Origin of the sequence: Pseudomonas sp. App30, assembly GCF_047947025.1 — a bacterium.
GTDB lineage: Bacteria > Pseudomonadota > Gammaproteobacteria > Pseudomonadales > Pseudomonadaceae > Aquipseudomonas.
The window spans coordinates 1,287,325-1,301,914 of record NZ_CP133165.1 but is presented as its reverse complement, the minus strand read 5'-3'; the positions used below and the strand labels follow the sequence as shown (position 1 = coordinate 1,301,914).

The 14,590-nt window shown below is 66.2% G+C and carries 11 protein-coding genes; 4 read left to right on the top strand and 7 right to left on the bottom strand.

What is annotated here, in order from left to right:
- Nucleotides 1-4 precede the first annotated feature (4 nt).
- Nucleotides 5-3,679: a translocation/assembly module TamB domain-containing protein gene (locus RAM80_RS05745; protein WP_416425263.1), complete on the top strand. Its 3,675-nt coding sequence runs from the start codon at nucleotides 5-7 to the stop codon at nucleotides 3,677-3,679.
- Between the two features lie 59 nt (nucleotides 3,680-3,738).
- Here the strand turns inward: RAM80_RS05745 and RAM80_RS05740 are convergent, their stop codons facing one another.
- On the bottom strand, nucleotides 3,739-4,131 hold the full coding sequence (locus RAM80_RS05740) for a Mor transcription activator family protein (RefSeq protein ID WP_416425262.1): 393 nt from the start codon (nucleotides 4,129-4,131) through the stop codon (nucleotides 3,739-3,741).
- 286 nt (nucleotides 4,132-4,417) lie between these two features.
- A complete protein-coding gene (locus RAM80_RS05735) occupies nucleotides 4,418-4,597 on the bottom strand; it encodes a hypothetical protein (protein WP_416425261.1) in 180 nt (59 codons plus the stop codon).
- Nucleotides 4,598-4,750: 153 nt separating this feature from the next.
- Between RAM80_RS05735 and RAM80_RS05730 the strand changes: the two genes are divergently transcribed.
- Entirely contained in the window at nucleotides 4,751-4,939 is a 189-nt protein-coding gene (locus RAM80_RS05730; RefSeq protein ID WP_416425260.1) for a hypothetical protein, read from the top strand.
- A 52-nt stretch (nucleotides 4,940-4,991) separates the two neighbouring features.
- On the opposite strand, the gene RAM80_RS05725 is transcribed toward RAM80_RS05730, so the two are convergent.
- The 3 genes from RAM80_RS05725 to RAM80_RS05715 all read right to left on the bottom strand — a co-directional run bounded on the left by RAM80_RS05725 (nucleotide 4,992) and on the right by RAM80_RS05715 (nucleotide 11,659).
- Nucleotides 4,992-5,351: a fe2+ zn2+ uptake regulation protein gene (locus tag RAM80_RS05725; RefSeq protein ID WP_416425259.1), complete on the bottom strand. Its 360-nt coding sequence runs from the start codon at nucleotides 5,349-5,351 to the stop codon at nucleotides 4,992-4,994.
- 135 nt (nucleotides 5,352-5,486) lie between these two features.
- Entirely contained in the window at nucleotides 5,487-6,470 is a 984-nt protein-coding gene (locus tag RAM80_RS05720; RefSeq protein ID WP_416425258.1) for a FecR family protein, read from the bottom strand.
- Between the two features lie 149 nt (nucleotides 6,471-6,619).
- Nucleotides 6,620-11,659: a dermonecrotic toxin domain-containing protein gene (locus RAM80_RS05715; protein WP_416425257.1), complete on the bottom strand. Its 5,040-nt coding sequence runs from the start codon at nucleotides 11,657-11,659 to the stop codon at nucleotides 6,620-6,622.
- A 157-nt stretch (nucleotides 11,660-11,816) separates the two neighbouring features.
- On the opposite strand from RAM80_RS05715, the gene RAM80_RS05710 reads away from it, so the two are divergent.
- Nucleotides 11,817-12,848: an Ldh family oxidoreductase gene (locus RAM80_RS05710; RefSeq protein WP_416425256.1), complete on the top strand. Its 1,032-nt coding sequence runs from the start codon at nucleotides 11,817-11,819 to the stop codon at nucleotides 12,846-12,848.
- A 69-nt stretch (nucleotides 12,849-12,917) separates the two neighbouring features.
- Here the strand turns inward: RAM80_RS05710 and RAM80_RS05705 are convergent, their stop codons facing one another.
- A complete protein-coding gene (locus RAM80_RS05705) occupies nucleotides 12,918-13,235 on the bottom strand; it encodes a DUF883 family protein (protein WP_416425255.1) in 318 nt (105 codons plus the stop codon).
- Nucleotides 13,236-13,366: 131 nt separating this feature from the next.
- On the opposite strand from RAM80_RS05705, the gene RAM80_RS05700 reads away from it, so the two are divergent.
- Complete coding sequence (locus RAM80_RS05700; protein ID WP_416425254.1) at nucleotides 13,367-13,621, top strand: hypothetical protein; 255 nt, start codon at nucleotides 13,367-13,369, stop codon at nucleotides 13,619-13,621.
- Here RAM80_RS05700 and RAM80_RS05695 read toward each other — a convergent pair.
- Nucleotides 13,601-14,533 (bottom strand): LysR substrate-binding domain-containing protein, encoded by a 933-nt coding sequence (locus RAM80_RS05695; RefSeq protein WP_416425253.1) that lies wholly within the window; start codon nucleotides 14,531-14,533, stop codon nucleotides 13,601-13,603. The genes RAM80_RS05700 and RAM80_RS05695 overlap by 21 nt on opposite strands.
- Between the last annotated feature and the right edge of the window lie 57 nt (nucleotides 14,534-14,590).

The following is a 14,590-nucleotide window of genomic DNA, read 5'->3' as shown; positions in this document are numbered from 1 at the left end:
GGTGTTGAAACGCGGCCTGCTGTGGGCCGGTGGCGGCGTGGCCGTCGTGGCGGGGCTGGTGGTGGCGGGCGCCGTGCTGGTGCTGGAAACCACTGGCGGCAGCCGCTGGGCCCTGGCCCAGGTGCCGGGCCTGGCGGTGGACAACTTCCGCGGCCACCTGGGTGGCCACTGGAGCGCCGACGAGGTGCGCTGGGAGCAGGGCGGCACGCGCCTGCTGCTCAAGACGCCGTTGCTGGAGTGGTCGCCCTCGTGCCTGTTGCACCTGACCCTGTGCATCGAACGCCTGGAAGTTGAACAGATCAGCCTGACCCTGCCGCCCAGCGCGCCGTCCGAAAACAGCGGGCCGCTGCAACTGCCGGACCTGAAGCTGCCGATCAAGCTGCAAGTCGGCGAGATCTATCTGGGCAGCCTGTCCATCGACGGCAGCGAGCAGGTGCAGAAGCTCAAGCTGGCCGCCCAATGGACCGCCGATGGCCTGCGCATCGATTCGCTGCACGCCCAGCGCGATGACCTGGCCCTGGACCTGAGCGGCACCATCGCCCCGGGCGGGCGCTGGCCGCTCAAGGCCACCGCCCAGCTGCAACTGCCCAAGGTGGGCGAGCAGCCGTGGCAGCTGGCGCTGGACATCGACGGCAACCTGCTCGACAGCCTGCAGCTGCACGGCCAGAGCAGCGGCTACCTGCCGGCCACTGTCAGCGGCGAGCTGCAGCCGCTGGCCGACAACCTGCCGGCCCAGCTGCATATCGTCTCCGCGGCATTCAAGGCGGCGCCGAGCCTGCCTGACACGCTGCAGCTCAACCAGCTGGACTTGAGCGCCAAGGGTGACCTCAAGTCGGGCTACCAGATCGTCGGCAAGGCGCAGTTGCCCGCCGAAGGCGAGGCCATGAACCTGGCCCTGACCGGCGTCGCCGATGCCAAGGGCGCCAAGGTCCAGGGCCTGCAACTGGGCGCCAACGACAACCAGCGGGTCAAGCTCGACGGCCAGCTGAGCTGGCAGGGCGGCCTGAGCGCCGACGCGCGCCTGGACTGGCTGGACTTCCCGTGGCACCACCTGTACCCCGACGTCGCCGAGCCCCAGGTCAGCGTGCACCGCTTCAGCACTGAAGTGGCGTACCGCAACGGCAAGTACATGGGCAATTTCAGCGGCGACTTCAACGGCCCCGCCGGCGCCTTCAGCCTGGCCAGCCCGTTCAGCGGCGACCTGGGCGCGGTGTTTCTGCCCCAGCTCAACCTTGCGGCCGGCAAGGGCACCGCCAGCGGCAGCCTGAAGCTGTATTTCGCCGATGCCGTGCGCTGGGACGCCGCCCTGGACCTGAGCAACCTGGACCCTGCGTTCTGGGTCGCGGAGCTGCCCGGCAACCTGGCGGGCCCTCTGCGCAGCAAGGGCGAGCTGGCCGGCGGCAAGCTGCAACTGGACGCCGACCTCGACCTCAAGGGCCGCCTGCGCGGCCAGCCGGCGGTGCTCCAGGCCAAGGCCCAGGGCGCCGACCAGCGCTGGACCCTGGCCAACCTCGACATCCGCCTGGGCGACAACCACATCAACGGCAGCGGCAGCCTGGACCAGCGCCTGGCCGGGCGCATCGACCTCGACCTGCCACGCCTGGGCCAGCTGTGGCCGCAGTTGCAGGGCCAGTTGAAGGGCCGCATCGATGCCGCCGGCACCTTGCAGGCGCCCCAGGGCGAGTTGGCCCTCAAGGGGCAGGGCCTGGGCCTGGGCGACAACCGCCTGCAGGCCATCGACCTGGCGGCCACGCTCAGCAAGGCCCAGCAGGGCACGTTGGCCCTGACGGCCTCCGGCATCCGCGCCGGCGAAACCGCCCTGGGCACGCTGACCGCCAAGGCCGCCGGCGACCTGCGCAAGCAGCAGTTGCAACTGGACCTCAAGGGCCCGCAACTGGTGCTCGCCACCGCCCTGGACGGCACCCTGGACAAGGGCAACTGGCGCGGCCGCCTGGCCAGCGCCGACATCCAGGCTGGCGGCCAGGACTGGCGCCTGGCCGGCCCCGCCAAGCTGGAGCGGCTGGCCAACGGCACCCTCAACCTGGGCGCCCATTGCTTCCAGTCGGGCGGTGCCAGCCTGTGTGGTGAAGACCAGCGGCTGATGCCCGAGCCCAAGCTGCGTTACCACCTCAAGCAGTTCCCGCTGCAAAGCCTGGCCCAATGGCTGCCCAAGGACTTCGCCTGGCAGGGCCTGCTCAACGCCGACCTGCAACTGGACCTGCCCGCCAGCGGGCCCAAGGGCCAAGTGCTGGTGGACGCCAGCGGTGGCACCTTGCGCCTCAAGGACAAGGACCAATGGCTGGATTTCCCCTACCAGGTCCTGCGCCTGAGCAGCACCCTGGGCCCGCGGCGCATCGACACCCAGTTGCAGTTCCAGGGCGAGCGCCTGGGGCAACTGCAGGTGAACGCCCGCATCGACCCGCTGGCCCGCAACAAGCCACTGAGCGGCGATTTCCGCCTGCAGGGCCTGGACATCGGCATCGCCCGGCCGTTTGCGCCCATGGTCGAGAAACTCGCCGGGCGCCTGGACGGCAGCGGCCAGCTGGCCGGCACCCTGGTGGCCCCGCAGGTCAATGGCACGGTCAAGCTCAGCGGCGGCGAGATCGCTGGCGCGCAGCTGCCGGTCAGCTTCACCGACCTGCAGGTGCAGGCACAGATCGCCGGCGAGAGCCTGCACCTGCAGGGCGACTGGAAAAGCGGCAAGGCCGGCCAGGGCAGCCTGGGCGGCCAACTGCAGTGGGGCCAGGCGCTGGCGGCGGACATCAGCCTCAAGGGCACGCGGCTGCCGGTCACCGTCGAACCCTACGCCGAGCTTGAGGCCGCACCTGACCTGCACATCGTGCTGGCCGACGATAAGCTGGCGGTTACCGGCAAGGTGTTGATCCCCACGGGGGCGATCACCGTGCGCGAGCTGCCGCCGTCCACGGTCAAGGTCTCGGAGGACACGGTGATCATCGGCCACCAGGCGCCGCCTGCGGCCGCGCCAATGGCCATGGCCATGGACATCAATGTCGAGGTGGGGCAGGACAAGCTGACCTTCACCGGCTTCGGCCTGAGCGCCAACCTGGCCGGCCACCTGCACATCGGTGACAACCTCGACACCCGCGGCGAGCTGAACCTCAACGACGGCCGCTACCGCGCCTATGGCCAGCGCCTGACCATTCGCCGCGCGCGGCTGCTGTTCGCCGGGCCCATCGCCCAGCCGTACCTGGACATCGAAGCCATTCGCCAGACCGATGACGTGATCGCCGGCATTCGCCTGAGCGGCAGCGCCGAACAGCCGACCACCGAGGTGTTCTCCGAACCCACCATGAGCCAGGAGCAGGCGCTGTCCTACCTGGTGCTGGGGCGCCCGTTGAGCACCACCGGCGAGGACAACAACATGCTCGCCCAGGCGGCGCTGGGGTTGGGGCTGGCGGGCAGTTCGAAGGTGACCGACACGCTGGCCAAGGACCTGGGCATCCAGGACTTCCAACTCGACACCCAGGGCAGCGGCACCACCACCAGCGTGGTGGCCAGCGGCAACCTGTCGGAGAAGCTCACGTTGCGCTACGGCGTGGGGGTGTTCGAGCCCGCCAACACCATTGCCTTGCGCTACAAGCTGAGCAAGAAGGTGTACGTGGAAGTGGCCAGCGGCGTGGCCAGCTCATTGGATATCTTCTACAAGCGCGATTTCTGACCGCTGCCTGCGGCAAACCCGTAGCCGCCTTGGGCGGCTACGGGACCCGCTGCCATGGCTTACGACGGGTCGGCCAGGGCCGCGGCTTCCTGGCGACGGATATTGCCGATCTGGCGTAGGCTCAGGCCGTACTTGTCCGCCAGCTCACTGCGCGAACTGCCCTTGGAACTTTCCTCCTGGATCTGCCGGTTGCGCAATTGCCGGCTGAAGTGATCGGCCTTGGGGATCTCCAGCGCCAGCCCGGCGAAACGTTCAATCAGCCGTGCCAGGGCTTCGGGCGGCAAGTGCTTGGCCAGCGCCGTGCGCTGCGCATGCTTGGGGATGTACTTGGGGCGCCCACCGTACAGGCAGGTGAGGTGATAGGCGTTCTCCACGCCAATGCAGTCGATCAGGCGTTGCAGCGAATGGGGCAGTTGGCTGATATCGACTTGCTTGAGGTCATTGATGTCCATGCTGACGTCCTTGTAATGGCGAAGGAGCTGGATGCCCTTCCAGATAGGGGGTTGTGCCAGGCAAATTCTAAGGCGTATCGCGCGCAGCTACAGACGGCAACGGTGATGTGTGCGGTAGGAAAATGGGTGTTGTTGTGTAGTGCGAATCGGCGTGTCGAGGAGGAGGGGCGCAGAAACAGGCGTTGTGGCGTTTAGCCGCTAGCGTGAGGGTGCTGAAAGCATGGGGGAGGGATAAAAAAGCTGCCACGGGCATGGAAAAAGCGAGCCCGCAGGCTCGCTTCCGGAATCAGCGTCCTTGCATGAAGCCGGGGCCGCCACCATGGCCGCCACCGAAACCGCCGCCACCACCGCCGCCACCACCGCCACCGTGGCCACCGCCGCCACCGCCTGGTGGCATGAACATCCAGCAACCGCTCAGCGATGCGATCATGAGAAGGGGAATCAGCAGAGTGATTCGACGCAACATGGGTAAATCCTCATAGAGTGAAGCACCCGTCCACAAAGCAGGATGGGCACTGTACTATGAGACCCTGAAAACCCCGGCGCATCCCCGCGATCGGGTATGTGCTTGGTGTGGTTGTTGACACCCATTCGATACAAATGAACCAGGAAGTACCCCATGACCCAGAAGCAACGCCTGATCTATTCCGTCTTTATTTCCATCGCCGTGCTGGCCATCATGCTGGGCCTGTCGTGGATGCAGAAGGACGGCCTGATCAGCGAGAAACTGTTCCAGTACATCGCCATTGGCGTCGCCGTGGTAGTGGTCGTGTTGAACGGCATCATGCGCCGCAAGGTCAAGCCCTGAGCCCGGTTGTGCCGTGACGCGGCCTGGCGGCCGCTGCTACGGGGAGGCTGCGTCAGTGCGGGCGCAGCATGCCCAGGGCGTGCTCGCTGAGGCCGTAGGTCTTGTCGGCGTGCATCTCGATCACGCCTTCGCTGCCCAGGCGCTTGAGCACCTCGCGCACGCTCAGGAACGACAGCGGGATGTCCAGCTCCTGCAGGTGCGTGTGCACCGCCCGCACGCCAATGCTGCGGCCCTCGCGCTCGGCACCCAGCAGGGCGTCGATCACCTTCAGGCGGATCAGGCTGGTGCGCAGGCCGTACGCCTTGAGCAGTACCTTGATCTGGCTGTTGCTGCAGCGCTCGGGCAAAGGCTGCGTCGCGGTTTGCGGGCGCGCCGCGGCCAGGGCGGGGGTGGGCATTGGCGAGTTGTGCATGGGAAAACTCCTGTTCCAGAGCTGGTCCGGTGAAATATCGCTCCTACGTATAGGACGAATGGACCGCTTGAATCATGAACCCCCAACTGTGGAAAATTCGTGATTTCCCCGTGTACAGGTTGGAAAAGATTCACATCAAGGCTGGGCAGGAATGCTGTTGAGCACCGTGTTGCCTTCGTTGTTCTGGGTCAGGTAGATGGGCAGCACCTTGGGCAGGCTGGCCACCAGGTTGCGGATGCGCGTGGTGTCGTACATGCCGCCGATGCGGATGTGTGCGCTGTGGTCGTCGCCCAGCACCAGGGGCTTTTCCAGGTAGCGGTTGATCAGCGGCAGGGCGTCGGCCAGCGGCAGGTTGTCGAGGATCAGCTTGCCGTCGCGCCAGGCCAGGCTGTTGTCGCCGGCGTAGGTCTGGCTCAGCTGCGGCTCGTAGTCGCCGGCCTTGTAGCGCGCCTGCATGCCTGGGCCCAGGCGGAAGCCACCGTCCGGGTCGGCGTTGATGCTGCTGACCAGCACCGAGCCTTCCACCAGGGTCACGCGCACCTGGTCCTGGTATTTCCACACGTTGAAGCGGGTGCCGGTGACCTTGATGCGGCCCTCGGCGGCCTTGACCACGAAGGGGTGCTGGGCGTCGTGGGTGACCTCGAAGAAGGCTTCGCCGCGGCTCAGCCGCACCTGGCGGTGGTCCTTGAAGTTGGTGTAGCTCAGCTCGCTGTCCAGGTTCAGCTCGACCCGCGTGCCATCGCCCAGCACCACGTGGCGCAGGGCGCCCTGGCTGGTCTCGTGCTGGTACGCATCCGGCAGCCAGCCGGCGCTCCAGCCGGTGTAGGCAGCCAGGGGCAGTGCCACGGCGCTGATCGCCGCTGCCACGGCCCAGCTACGCAGCGCGGGACGACGTTGGGGAAGGTGCACCCGTGGGGCGGGCGCAGGCCGTGGCAACTGGTCGGACAGCGTCCAGATCTCTGCCATGGCTGCATATTCCTGGGCATGCAGGGGGTCTTCACCCAGCCACTGTTCGAACTGCGCGCGCTCCTGGGCCGAGCAATCCTCGGCGTGCAGGCGCATGCACCACTGGGCGGCGGCCTCGGTGATGGCGTCAGAGTGTTCAGGGGTGGCGGGCATTTCGATGGCAGGCTCCAGAAGCAATGCGCCATTCTAACCCCTGGCCTCGAATGGCTGGAACCCGCAATCATGGCAATTCGCTTATAGACCCGCACTTATTGTTTATCGAGGCCCCCTGCTGCCGTGGCCAGGGGGCTGGCGCAAGCGGGTTACCAGAGCTCACGCCCCAGCGACGTTGCCAGCAGGGTGACGGAGTCGGCGTTGTCGAGAATCACCTGGGCGCGGCGCAACGGGTCGAGCATGAACACCTCCCTTGCCGCGTCGAGTTCCGTGGTTGCGGTGTGCTTGTACACCCGCTCCAGGGCCTTGCCGTCTTTATCGGCCAAGTCACGCAGCACGCCGCTCGTTCGGTCTTCCACCTTGAACAGCCGGTTATGAGGCGTCTGCAGCGACAGGCCGCGCCGGTGCATGTTCAGCTGCTGGATGTAGAATTGCTGGCCGGCGCTGGTGTTGTACAGGGTATCGACCGGCGGGTAGCCGGAGTTCAGGTAGGCGATGTCGGTGGTGCGGTTGGCCTGGTGTGACACTTCATGAATCAGGGTGGTGGCCTGGGCGTGAAGTAACGGGTCGATCATCCGCTTGAGCGGATCGACGTTGAGCAGGATGCTGAAGTCCAGCTGAAAGAATTGTTCGGTCAGGAAGATGCGCCGGTGGTGATCGCCGCGAAACACGAAACCGTGAGTGCGGGTGTAGCCCGGCCGGTTCAGGCCGAATATCAGCCGGCGGGAGTTGAGCGGTTCCAGGGAGCGGTCTTGCAGCCCCGACAGCACGCTGGTCAGGGCACGGCGCACCTGGTGCAGCAGTTTCGGGGTGGTGGCGGCTACGCCAAACGTGTCCATCAACAATGATTCGGTGCGGGCCGGCAGCGACTTTTGCGGTTGGCGGGCATTGAGGTTCTCCAGTGCTGTGATCAGGTAATGGGAGGCTTGGGCGTGGGCTGCGCACACCTGCTGGGCCTTCGCGGGGTCGCCAGTAAATAAGCGCGCCATGCCTTTGTACTGGGTGATGAATACACGGTTGATCTGCTGGTCAGTGCCATGCTGGTCGAGGATGCGCAGGATGTTGTAGCCGTTGCTCAACGGTGGCACCGATATCACCAGTTCCCAAGCGCCGCTCGCCTGCCATTCGATGCGTGGCCCCTCGCGCTGGTCGCGGGTGAGGAACCATTGGCCGTTTTCTTCGCGCACCTTGCACACGCGCCCCTGTATCACTACGTAGAGTTCATGTGCGTAGACATAGACGTTGCGGCTGGTGTCGAAGGTCATGCGCCGCAGGTCCACCTCAGGTGCCTCGAACAAACTGATGCGCTCGGTTTTCGCTGCCTCCAGGCGGAAGTTCGGGATAGCCGGCAGGCCTGCCGCGGGGCGCGGGGCGGCGGGCCACAGGCGACGGCCGATGCCCATCATGTGTTCGGCAGAGTTTTCCGAGCCGGCGAGCAGGCCAAGGGCTGCAACGAAGTCGGTCAAGGCTTCGCCCCAGCGTTGCCGGGACGCGGCGTCGATCGAAGCCTGGAACCAGCTCTCGCTCTGCCACAGGTTGAGCACTTTGGCCAGGGAGCCTGGCAGGAGGATGGAGCCCTGCTCGATGCCCAGGGTCATCAAGTAGCGGAAGGTCGTCCAGTTCGCTTCCTCGGTGGTCACCGTGGCCGTCTTGTTGGCCCGTTTCAATACCACCAGGTTGTCCTGGAACAGGTAGTGCAGCGCACTGCCGGCGACCGGGGTGGCGGGGTGTATCCGGGTGCCATCGGGCCGCAGTTCCACGTCCAGGGGCGATTCACCCAGCATGGGCAAGTGGGGGTGGTTAAACCCGTGGCGTGCGTAACGGTTGCTGATGGCCGGGTCCAGTTGGGCGATGACTTCAGCCTGCATGGCCGTGTCGGTGCGCAATTTGGCCAGCAGGTCGTCGGCATTGGCGTACTCACGGAACACCGATTGTTCGTTGTAGGGGGTGTAGAGCACCAGCGGCCCCTGGGTGATGTCCTTGGGACCGATCAGGTGCATGCCTGTCGCCGTGTCCGGGTCAAGGTAGCTGGCGGCTTGAAACTGCAGGGGGCGGATCACCACATCGACACCGGCCAAGGGTTGCCGCGCCAGGGCATCGGGCATGGTCAGCACGGCCGCCACATAGCGGTACGCAGTATCGCTCAGGCGCTTTGCCAGTTTTTGCTGATAGGCCGCGGTGATCAGTTCTGCCGTCAGCTGGCGGCTATAGCGCAACTGCCGGGTCGCGTAGTCGGCATCGTCGGGGCTCAGGCGGGTGGCCAGCAGCTGGCGATACTGGCTGGCGACGTCGAGGCTGGCCACCATCTTGCGCACGTAGTCGCTGTCCAGCCCCGCCGGCAATGGGCTGGCGTCGGTCATCTCGAGGATGGCAGGCGTACCGGGCAGCAAGGTCAACTGGTCGATGGCGGCGGTGGTCAGGGTCTCGCGTTGCACCTGGGTAGCGGCAGGCAGTTGCGAGGGGATCTCACCGGCCCCCACCAGGCCGGGGGTAAAGTGGCGCAGGGTGATGAGCACATCGTCCGGTTGCGGCGCCTTGTCGCCCAAGTCCTGCTGCAGCCTTTCAGTCACGCGCCCACGGGTGAAGGTCCTGAGGTCGGGGATGTCGAACAGATAGTCCTCGCCCAATGCCTGCAGGCGCGCGCAGGTGCCAACCAGCGCGGTATAGGTGGTGAGCTCCTGGGAGGAAGCATCGGTGAGCCAACTTGGCAGGGTGGTCTTCAGGTGCCAGTAGTCCAGGGCAGTATCCAGTCCCTGCAGGTAGGTGGTGAGGGCGTCCTTGACCGCGGTGAGGTGCACGTAGCGGCGAACCAGCTCACCGCTGAAACGCAGTGTGCAGGTGAGTTGATAGGCACTGCGGGCGGCCTGGCGTTGACGTCGGCGTTCATCGAGTTGCAACCGGCGGGGCACCGAATCGGTGATCGGCCAGGTCGACAGGCTCAGGGGCACCTCGGGTGTGCGGCCCAGCGCCCGGCTCAAGGCTTCATCATCGTCAGGTGGCAACAACGACAGCCAGTCGACGTTCAGTGGCGGGGTACGCAGGCGGTCCCCCAGCGATTGCAGCAGCAAAGTGCGGGTGCTGAATACCTCCACGCCTGCCAGCACCGACCAGAGCAGCACCTGGCCAGAATCATCGCCGTCGGTGTGTACCACGAACACGTTGCTCAGCACCGCCTCGGGCCGGTCGTTGAAGCGCACGCTGACGCCGTGGGCCTTGGCCTGGCCTGCGCCAGTGGGGCGTTGATGTTCCAGTGGGTAGTCCAACACCTGTTGCAACGGGTCGAGGGCGCCGGCCGCAAGCTTGCCAAAACGCCGTTGCATGCCCAGCTCCAGGCGCAGCAGGCCCTCGCGGATCTGCCGGGATTCGGCTTGGGGCCAGGCCCACAGGCCTTGCAGGCGCAAGCCGCGGTCGGCTTCCAGCACCGTGGTAAAGGTCTTGTCCAGGCGTGAGCCTGCGTGGTTCAGCAGCGCTGTCACCAGGCTTTTCGGCAGTGCCTGGAGCACCCCGCCGTGTTGCTCCTGGGCCGCTGGCAGCCAGCGCGGGCGCCCTTCGGGGCGGCTGACGCGCTCTACCAGGACGTCCGCCAGGCTGACCCACAGCGGTTGTTCGTCCCCCGGGGCGCTCAGGTCGAAGGTCACTGACTGGCTCGACAGGTGTGCGCTGATCACGCTCAAGGCCGGGTCCAGTACATCGGCAGCACTTTCCTCCAGGTCGGCAATACCACCGCGCAGGGCTTGGTGGCGGTTGTTGAATTCGTGCAGTTGCTTCATCCACTGGGCGGTCTGTTTCAGCGCGCCGGGCCGCGCCAGCAGCACGCCTTGTTGCAACAGTGGCACCGGCCGCCAGCGTCGCGTTGGGTCCAGGTTCAGCAGGCGCTGGTCGAGCAGCCCCCGAACGTCCAGCGCCTGGTCGACCAGCACCATGGCGCGGCCGGGGCTTGCGCCGCGTTGCAGCAGGCAGCTGCGCAGGTTGCGCGCCTGGCACTGGGCGATGGCGTCCATGCACGCCAGCAGCGGGGTAGGGCCCAAGGGCGGGGTCAGCAGCTGCGGGCGTGCCAGCCCTGCCCATGCCTCATGGTCGGCTTGGCCCACGGCGGCAGGCGCTTCAGGCAATGTGGTCAGGTAAAGCATCAACGACATATGGCTGGCGTGGCGCTGCAGTTCGCCCTGGCCATCGTAGACATACACCGAGGGCCCGGCAGGGTCGGCGATCAGCAGTGCACCCGCCACGGTCACCAGTGGCGTGGTTTCGCCATGTTCTGCCAAGGCCAGCCCGCAGGCCTGGCCCCCGGTCAGGGCCGCGCGCAGCCAGGGCCAGTGCTCGCCCAGCAATTGACCGTTGGCGCGCGCTTGCAGCAGGGCCTGGTAGAAGGCCGCGCCATAGAGTTGGGCAAGGGATGCACGCTGGGGTTGCCAGGCCTGCTGCAGCGCCGCGACATACGCATCGGGCAGGGCGGTGAAGCTCTCGTCCAGCGTGGCTTGCAGCGCAGTGCGAGTCTCGTCGCTCAGCGGCTGGTCGTCGTGGGGCAGCCAGTTGAGCTGCTCGTCGCTGGCCAGCGGTTGCCCGGCGAACACTTGCAGGTGGTATTCGGCCAGGGTCTGGGTCTGCCTGACCGTGCCATCGTGCTGGCTGACGCGTTGTAGCCAGACGTTGTCGGCGTCGGGGGCCTTGTCGGAGAAATGGGCTGACAGAGTTGTTTCCGCGCGTTTGTGCAGCTGGCCGTCCAGGCTGGGCAGTTGCCCGAACCAGCGGGCTGCTTCGGCCAGGTGGTCGGCGCGTTGCAACACATAGGTGGCGCTGATGCTGTCGAACAAGGGTTGCTGCACCTGCTCCAGTTCAAACTGCGCCTGCGGCGCCCCTTGCAATGTGCGCAGGCGAGTCTCCAGGGCCGTGCGGTCGGTAAAGGGCTGGATGCCGTCCAGCAGCGTCCACAGGTAAACGGAGGGGTTTGCCGGGTCGGGGTAGCTGAACACCATGGCGCCTGCCAGCTGCGGGTCCAGGCGCTGGTCGGGGGCCAGCAGCGGTTGGTCGACGCGCAAGGTATCAGGCGATTTGTCGGCCAGCAGCAGCCAGTCGTGCTCCACCTGGCTGAGGCGTTCGTCTCTGAAGGCCTGGCTGACGTTGCTGATAAACCGGCTGCGCAGCAGGTCGGGGTGGAAAAACGGCACATGAACGATAGGGGTAGGCATGACGGCTCCAATTGCCGCGAAATGGGCGCCCAAAGTAGTTTTTCCATGCCTGTTGGCGGCGTTAGTTGTGTACCACCGCCCCTCCGGCGCCTCTGCTATTGACACGGGAGCGGGGGCGGTGTGATTAATCGGCTATCCCCCCTGCTAGGAGCTTGTGATGCCTGCTGTCGACACTCCACATACCACGACCCTGGCCTTCGACCAGCTGGTGCCGTTGCTAAGCCAGATATTCCAGCGCCATGGCGCCTCGGCCTCGGTGGCCCAGGTGCTCGCGCACAACTGTGCCACCGCCCAGCAGGACGGCGCCCACAGCCACGGCGTGTTCCGCGTGCCGGGCTATGTGTCGTCCATGGCGAGCGGCTGGGTGGATGGTGCAGCGGTGCCGGTGGTCGAAGATGTGGCGTCGGGATTCGTGCGTGTGGACGCTGCGCGCGGGTTCGCCCAGCCAGCCCTGGAGGCGGCCCGGCCGCTGCTGCTGGCCAAGGCGCGTGAAGCCGGCATCGCGGTGCTGGCGATTCGCAATTCGCACCACTTCGCCGCGCTGTGGCCCGATGTCGAGCCTTTCGCCCGTGAGGGGCTGGTGGCCTTGAGCGTGGTCAACAGCATGACCTGCGTGGTGCCCCATGGCGGCCAGAAGCCCCTGTTCGGCACCAACCCCATTGCCTTCGCCGCGCCGTGTGAAGGCCATGATCCGATCGTCTTCGACATGGCCACCAGCGCCCTGGCCCATGGCGACGTGCAGATCGCCGCGCGCCAGGGCACGGTCGTGCCGCCCGGCACCGGCGTCGATCGCCACGGCCAGCCCACCACCGATCCCAAGGCCATTCTCGATGGCGGTGCGTTGTTGCCGTTCGGCGGGCACAAGGGCTCGGCGTTGTCGATGATGGTCGAGTTGCTGGCCGCTGCGCTGACGGGTGGCAACTTCTCCTTTGGTTTCGACTGGAGCCAGCACCCTGGGGCGCAGACGCCCTGGACCGGCCAGCTGATCATTGTCATCGACCCGAGCAAGGCGGCCGGCAATGACTTCGCCGCGCGCAGTCGCGAGCTGGTGGAGCGCATGCAGGAAGTGGGGGTAACGCGGATGGCCGGGGAGCGGCGTTATCGCGCGCGGGCCAAGGCCCGACAGGAAGGTGTGCAGATTGGCGTGGAGGAGCTGGCGCGCCTGCAGGCCCTGGCGCTGCGTGAATGACGCGGCCTGCGGCCGCTGCTACGGGGGAAGTGTGTAGCAGCTGCCGCCAGGCGGCGTCCTGCGCGCCCGTTACGAACGGCGGCCCAGCAGCAGGCCCACCACCAGGCCGAAGCCGGCGGAAATGGCCACGGTCTGCCAGGGGTGGCCACCGATGTATTCCTGGGTGGCTTCCACTACTGGCTGGGCACGGTCGCGAGCGCCGCTGACCGACTCCCGGGCTTGCTTGAGCTTCAAGCCAACCTGTTCACGCCAGGTCTCGGCTTCTTCCCCCACCAGTTCCGCGCCATTCTTGAGCAGGGCTTCGGATTCCTCGATCAGCGCCTGCAGTTCACTGAAGGCTTGATCCTTGATCTGATCGGCGGCTTGCGAGGCAGTTTTACGGGCCATATGCGTTGCTCCTGGTAATTGATGGCAGTGAACAATGGATTGCAGCAGTGGGCGAAAGTTGCAGCGGTGTTCAGGTCCGGCTGCCCGACAGTGTAAGATAGCGGCCAATTTTCACGCTGCAGGGTTACCCCATGAGTTTCAATCTGGCTAACATGAGCCTCGCCGAGCGGGCGATGATCGAGGACGAGAAATCCCGCCTGTTCGACCTCTGGCAGTCCAACCTGGGCAAGGCCAAGGCCGACGCCGCGCGCCTGATCAGCGAGAAGTCCAAGCGCAAGGGCCGCTGGGCCGAATGGGTACGCGCAGAGCTTGATGGCATGTCGCCGCCCGAGTACGCCAACATGGTACGTGCCGAGGTCAACCGGCTAATGGCCGCCAACAAGTAACGCATCGCCCACGCAGGCACTGATGGCCTCGCGGACGCGCAGCAGCGCCGGGTCGATCTGCGCGTGGGTGCGCCAGCCCATTTCGATGGGGTAGCGCGGCAGGTTCAACGGGCAGGGCAGGGTCGCCAGCCCGCACACCTGGGCAATGCGCCACGCCGCATGCGCCGGCACCGTGGCAATCGCCCGTGAGCCCTTGAGCAGGTAGGGCAGGGCGGCGAAGTGGGTGGTCGAGGCCTGCACCTGTCGGGTGCGGCCCAAGGCCGCCAGGGCTTCGTCGATGATGCCGATGAAGCCACCTGAGGAAATCAGGATCTGCTCACGGGCGACGAATTCGTCCACTTCAATCTCGGCCTGCCCAGCTGCCAGGCTGGCCGGGTCCACCAGGCTCAAGTAATCGCCTTCACCCAACACCTGGCGGCTGAGCATGCGTTCGTTGAAGCCGCCGGCGGTGATGGCCAGGTCCAGGGTGCGCTCGCTCAGGGCCTGGGCGACGATCTGCGTGTGGGTTTGCCGGAAGATCAGGCGCAGCCCCGGCGCCCGGCGCTCCACTTCCTCGATCAGTGCGCGGCCGAAGGCAATCTCGAAATCATCCGACAGCCCCAGGCTCACCGCGCGGCCGCGGTAGTCGCTGGCGTTGGGGTCGAGCAAGGTCAGGCTCTGCCTGCACTTGTTCAGCGCCTCGCTGATCAGCGGCTTCAACTGGTTGGCCCGCAGGGTCGGCGCCAGGCCGCGCCCGGTGCGCACGAACAGCGGGTCACCATATACCTCGCGCAGGCGTCGCAACGCCGCGCTCACCGCCGACTGGGTCACGCCCAGGCGCAGGGCCGCACGGCTGGCGCTGACTTCGTCGTGCAAGGCTTCGAAGACTTTCAGCAGGTTGAGATCGACGTCGACGATATTCATCTGGTTCATATCATTCAGAATTGAATGGGGCTTTATTCATGATTCACCAGCCGCCGACAATGTGCA